Here is a 5,704-nt window from a genome sequence, read left to right as displayed (position 1 = left end):
GCCCAAACGCAAGTATAAAAATTCCTTATGTGTTGTGGTGACCATAAGCCTTGTAGCTTGGGCAAGGTAAAAAAGCCAAGCAAATATCAATAAAGCACATTTACAGAGAAATCTTGGGAAGTACAACCGGGACAAATGTTAGACAAGTGCGCTTTATTGATAATATGCTTTACTTTTGACCATCTACTAATTTAGTATATAAAAAGGTAAATTTACCTACCAAATTATTATTTTATATCACTACACATGGAACGTTATTATGAAAATTAACACATTACTTTTAACAACGTTGTCAGTTCTTCCTGCTTTTGCAATCGCTCAAGCTGGTCAATTTAATTTTTATGGTAAAGCGGGGATTGATTTAACCTCTCGTTTTGAGTCAGTAGAAATGTCAACAACAATAAGAAATCATTTTCTTAATAGTACTGCTATCACATCAAAAAAGAATACTTTCTCACCAAGTATTTTTTTAGAAACTACATATAACATTTTACCACAAACAGAGATTGGTCTTGGGATGGGTTATATTAAACGCAAAGGGTTCAATCATGTCGCTTCTGCAACTTACCGAGGGTCTAGTAAAACTGAGACAATTACAGAAAAATTCAAAATAAATCGCTATTCCTCTATTCCCGTTTATTTAGCCATTAAACAAAACTATCCTCTTAATCAGAACACGACACTTTATTTCAATGGTAATTTAGGTTACTCCTTCAATAAAATACGCAATACTACATATGATATTAAAGATTCCAACCCTACCCTAGATTATTCCAGAGCCTTTAATCTAAAAACTAAAAACGGACTTTATTGGGGTTTAGGCATGGGTATGGAGTATAAATCATTCTTAGTTGAGATTGGATATTATCACACTAATTCTTCTATCAATATTGTAGGAATTTACAACGGAAAAGAGTATGAGTCAGGATATCACTCATACAACAATGACGCACTACGCTTCTCTATTGGCTTTAAATTCTGATAAGTAGCGTAATATTTACATAACCCAAAGCCGTTCAATAACGGCTTTTTTATTTGACAAACCGCTCTCTTTCGAATTAAGATAACCGCACTACAAGCCGTTTTGAACGGCTTTTTTTATAGGAGAAAACAATGTCATCAAAAGATACAAAACCTGTAAAAATAGAGCTAAAAGGCGATGCAGGAAAGCGAGTAGTATTAGCTGCTGCAAAGCGTGTGATTAAAGCGCATAACAAAGAAATTAAGGCGTTAGCATATAAATGATCACCGTTGAATTAGTCCTAGCTATTCATCAAGCAATCTTAGAAAATGAACCAGGTCTAAAAGGTGTTGCAGATATTGGTAGGCTAGATAGTGCTTTGGCACGCATTGATAATTGGATGTTATACGAAAATACAGACAATATCTTTGATATAGCTGCACTTTATGCAGTAGCAATTGCTAAAGCTCATGCTTTTCCTGATGGCAATAAACGTACTGCGATGGTTACGATGCTTACTTATTTAGATTTACAAGGCATTGAAATCCCACCTAATCATGGCTTAGATGATACTATGGTTGATGTAGCAAGTGGAAAACTGAATTTTCTGCAGTTATCTCAACATCTACAACAACTCATCGAAAAATAACTTTACAACCCCTACCCTTTTATTTTACTATCTGCATCAAGCCGTTTAATAACGGCTTTTTTTGTATCTAAAATTTGAGGTGGGCTATGGTTGCTGAAACACATTACACAATAGATAAAAATATGAAACTACTAATCGAAATTGATAATAGCGAGCCATTGCAGCTATCAGTTTTTTGTCAAAGTATGGAAGGTATTGCTGCAGAATATCGTCAATTTATACAAGACAACAAAATTGATATTGAACCCTGTGAACAGCATATCTATGTAGAAAAAATCACACAAGGCTGTTTTCTAATTGAGCTTGCAGCACTAGTATCAAGCACATATCCACTTATTGAGCAAGCAAATGCGATTTTTGAATTTGGAGGGCACTTGAAAAACATTTTAGATTGGGCAATGAATAGAGGCGAAAAGCCTGAACGCCTTACTGCGAATATGTTGAAAAATGCCAATAACATTTTAGAGCCTATCGCAATCGATCCTAAAGCACAATTCAATTTACAAGTTTCTAATAATCAAGGCGATGTACATATACATCTACACGCAGACAATGCACTTGCAGGATTGGCACAAAACAATATTAACCGAGAATTAAAACTACTCAAAGAGCGAGAAGAAAACACTTTACAAAACACGACACTATACTGGTCATCCACCGCAGATGCTCAAAGCAAAGCACACGATAGAGCTATTATTCCTGCAGTATCACAAAAGCCTGTACGAGTAAAATTTGAAGACAAGACACTCAAAGAAAAAATGATATTAAATGAAGAATACCCGTACCATAAAATTTTCTTAGTTGATGTTTTAGTTGAATATATTGATGAAGAGCCTGTTATCTACAAAATATTAAAGTTAAACAACTCAATGAATAAAATCTAAATTGACAAACCACCGCTCTTTCAGATTAAGGCTCAACCAAAATAGCAAAAAAGAACATCATACTTACATAATAAAATCAATCAGTTAGGAGTAAAAATGACAGAAAAAAGATCTACCCCAAAAGTGGTTCCATTAGATATTGAAGTGAGTGCTGAAACGGTTATTGATGGCATAGAAATGGGTGTGCTTGCAAATGGCATCCCTTACCTTACTCAAAATGGATTAGCAACTGCCTGTGGTGTTCAACGACTACGTATTAAAGAAATTTCTGACGAATGGGCGGAATCAATTGAAAGTGGCATTTTCAAAAAAGGAAAAATGACATTTATCAGCTCTTATCTTAGAGAACGTGGATTTGACAACCCAAAACTCTTTATCCCTTTTATTAAGAATGGTGTAGAATACTATGCATTCCCAGATGTGGTTTGTATGGCTATTTTAGAATTTTATGCTTTCGAATCGTCAAAGACAGATAATCAAGTTGCGGTTCGCTCATATCGAAACTTAGCAAGATACGGACTAAGAGAATATATTTACAAATCTGTTGGTTACGTTCCTGATGATGCTTGGAAACACTACCACGATAGAGTCTCCTTAATCAAAAATAAAGCAAGTGTTCCCGAAGGATATTTCATTGTGTTTAATGAAATTGCAGGAATGATGATCGACCTTATTAATTCAGGATTAGTAGTAAACCAATATACTGTTCCAGATATTAGTGTTGGGCTTGCTTGGTCAGCTCATTGGAGAACAAATAATCTAAGTCAAAGTTTAGGTGAAGTCAAAGATTGTTCTCATTATTACCCAGAAGCATTTAGACAATCTAAATCTAATCCGCAAAAAATCAATGCTTACCCAGATGCCGCATTACCTGAATTTAGAAGATGGTTTAAGCAGGAATATCTACTAACAAAATTCCCAGCCTATATACTCAAAAAAGCCACCTACTTACCAAAAGGCAATGAAGATGCAACTAAGTTAATTGAAGCTTTTAAAAACTAACCATTTGACAACCACTGTTCTTTCGGATTAAGATAACCGCACTACAAGCCGTTTTGAACGGCTTTTTTTGCGTCTAAATTAAGGAATTTCTATGTGGAAAATTGAAAACGAACAAGAATTAACTAATTTTATTCAACAATTAAAAAACAGTTCCTCTGTTGAATTTGATAAAATTGATTTTTCTTTCCTTAATCAACTAAAAATCAAAATACAGGGTGATCCTAATCGTTATAATGGCTCATTGAATTTTGCAATTTGTAAAGGAATATGTGAATATCAAAACGAAATTTGGAAAGCCTATGCTGAAATTAAAGCAGGCGTACCAGATTTAAGAAAACTCACTCAGAAAGAAAAAGAAGCTTTAGAAATCCAATTTGAAATTAATGATGGATGCACTCAGATTATAGCTAACCTTACTGAATTTTGTAATTCTGCTAAAGACCTTGTAAAAGAAGTGACTAATGGTATGACTGGAAATCAAAAAGTACTTACAATCATTGCACTAACAATCTGTGCTGGACTTTATTTTGGAGCAGAAAAATATATAGAAAATCAATCAGAGATTGAAGTAGTAAAGATTCAAGCGGAAAAAGACAAAGTAGTTTCTGAAAACGAAACTCAAAAATTGGATAAAATCTTATCCACAATTCAAGAAATTGCAACAGAGAGTCGAAATCCACGATTTAAACACTCTATTGAAGCAATAGAATCTCATACTCAGAAAGGATTTGCAGAAATAGCACGATCAGTAAGTGACGCAGATGAAGTCACTTTTACTCAAATTGACAATTCAACTATCCAACTAAAAAAACCACAATTAGAAAAAATTGTTGAGGATTTAGATAAACAAGAAAAAGCACAGACTCTTCCTGAAGCATTAGACCTATACATTGATGGAGTAAAACGCCAAGAAGGAAAAATATCCATTTTTGCTCGCACGATTTCAGGTGAAACCTTCACTGCAAACATAGATCCTGATATGTTAGGCGATGAAGGTGTAAATACCATTATCGACCGCATAAAAGACATTAATACCATTAAGCTAAGTGGAATGATAAAACGCAGAGCAGGAAAAATTGAACAAGCTACATTCTCTGCGATTGTAACGGAAGAATAAAACAAAATCTAATTTGACAACCACCACCCTTTTATTTTACTATCAGCCTTAAGGTGTCGAAACCTAGTAAAGGCGGATAGTGTAACTGGTCGCCAAGAGCGGCTTTTTTTATATCCGTAATCCTGACTATGTCGGGAGGGTGAGGAATACAATACGCGCAAGCGGAATAACTCCAGCCTAACCTTTACAGGCTTTCGAACCTCCCGACGCCCAGTGTCGAAACTGGGTAAATTTCGAAAAACAGTAAAGGAAATCAAAATGACTAATCTACAAATCTTATCAAAATCTATTCGCACTTTAGATAATCTCTATTCTTTAAACGATCTTCATTTTGCTAGTGGAAACGATGTAAAACATCGACCAAGCCTATTCGCTCGAAATGAACAAACTAAAGAACTTGTGAAAGAGATTGAAAATGAGCGAAGCACAAAAACGATCTTCGCTTTGAAAACAATACATGGCGGTGCTGATATTTCAAAACAAGGTACTTGGGCTTGCAAAGAACTTGTTATCGCCTATGCAGCTTGGATAAGCCCTGCATTTCATCTAATCGTGTTGCGAGCATTTTTAAATCAAGTTGAACAACCCCAACAACTCGCTTTACCTGAACCAAAACCACGTGGAATTTTACTCGATGAAGAAGCATTTTATGTTGTTGCAAAAGCAATAGCTAAATTAAATGAATCTACATTTGAGTGGGAAAAAATAATGGATTTGTTTTCAGAACTTGAAAGCCATAGAAACTATAAGACAGCATTTAATCTCGGTGTTGCCAGTTACAATCTTGCACAAAGTTCAGAAAAAGTCATCATGAAAAATCTAGTGCAGATGAAAAACAGAGCGTGGAAAAAAGAGATTGAAGATTTCATCTTTTCCAACCCACATCTACAAAATCATACAGAAAATAAACTAGTTCACTACTTACGTTAAAACTCCCCAGAAACTGACCGCACTTTATCGTGTGGCGGTTTGTCTTACCCAAAATTCAGCAAATTGAACAAAAAGGAAACGATTATGAAACACATCAATCTATGGAACATGACTGCTGCAATTATATTCGCATTTATTCTTGGTGTGAGTTGTCATCCAGC

General features: G+C 34.8%; 7 protein-coding genes. All 7 read left to right on the top strand.

The window, feature by feature from the left end:
• Window positions 1–259: 259 nt before the first annotated feature.
• The gene (locus C0975_RS11135) at window positions 260–982 is read left to right on the top strand and encodes an outer membrane beta-barrel protein (protein ID WP_101776439.1); all 723 of its coding nucleotides are present in this window, start codon (window positions 260–262) and stop codon (window positions 980–982) included.
• A 131-nt stretch (window positions 983–1,113) separates the two neighbouring features.
• Window positions 1,114–1,245: a hypothetical protein gene (locus C0975_RS11710; RefSeq protein ID WP_281255528.1), complete on the top strand. Its 132-nt coding sequence runs from the start codon at window positions 1,114–1,116 to the stop codon at window positions 1,243–1,245.
• A complete protein-coding gene (locus tag C0975_RS11130; RefSeq protein ID WP_101776438.1) occupies window positions 1,242–1,610 on the top strand; it encodes a type II toxin-antitoxin system death-on-curing family toxin in 369 nt (122 codons plus the stop codon). The genes C0975_RS11710 and C0975_RS11130 overlap by 4 nt, the downstream gene beginning before the upstream one ends.
• 86 nt (window positions 1,611–1,696) lie before the next feature.
• A complete protein-coding gene (locus tag C0975_RS11125; RefSeq protein ID WP_101776437.1) occupies window positions 1,697–2,494 on the top strand; it encodes a hypothetical protein in 798 nt (265 codons plus the stop codon).
• A gap of 96 nt (window positions 2,495–2,590) precedes the next feature.
• Window positions 2,591–3,496 carry a BstA C-terminal domain-containing protein gene (locus C0975_RS11120; RefSeq protein WP_101776436.1) on the top strand — a complete coding sequence of 302 codons (906 nt, stop codon included), beginning with the start codon at window positions 2,591–2,593 and terminating at the stop codon, window positions 3,494–3,496.
• Window positions 3,497–3,587: 91 nt separating this feature from the next.
• Window positions 3,588–4,613 (top strand): hypothetical protein, encoded by a 1,026-nt coding sequence (locus C0975_RS11115; protein WP_101776435.1) that lies wholly within the window; start codon window positions 3,588–3,590, stop codon window positions 4,611–4,613.
• 258 nt (window positions 4,614–4,871) lie between these two features.
• Window positions 4,872–5,543: a KilA-N domain-containing protein gene (locus C0975_RS11110; protein ID WP_101776434.1), complete on the top strand. Its 672-nt coding sequence runs from the start codon at window positions 4,872–4,874 to the stop codon at window positions 5,541–5,543.
• Window positions 5,544–5,704 lie beyond the last annotated feature (161 nt).

It is taken from the genome of Pasteurella oralis (assembly GCF_002850605.1).
Classification (GTDB): domain Bacteria; phylum Pseudomonadota; class Gammaproteobacteria; order Enterobacterales; family Pasteurellaceae; genus Pasteurella; species Pasteurella oralis.
The sequence above is the reverse complement of the archived record's forward strand: the minus strand, read 5'-3'. Positions and strand labels throughout refer to the sequence as shown.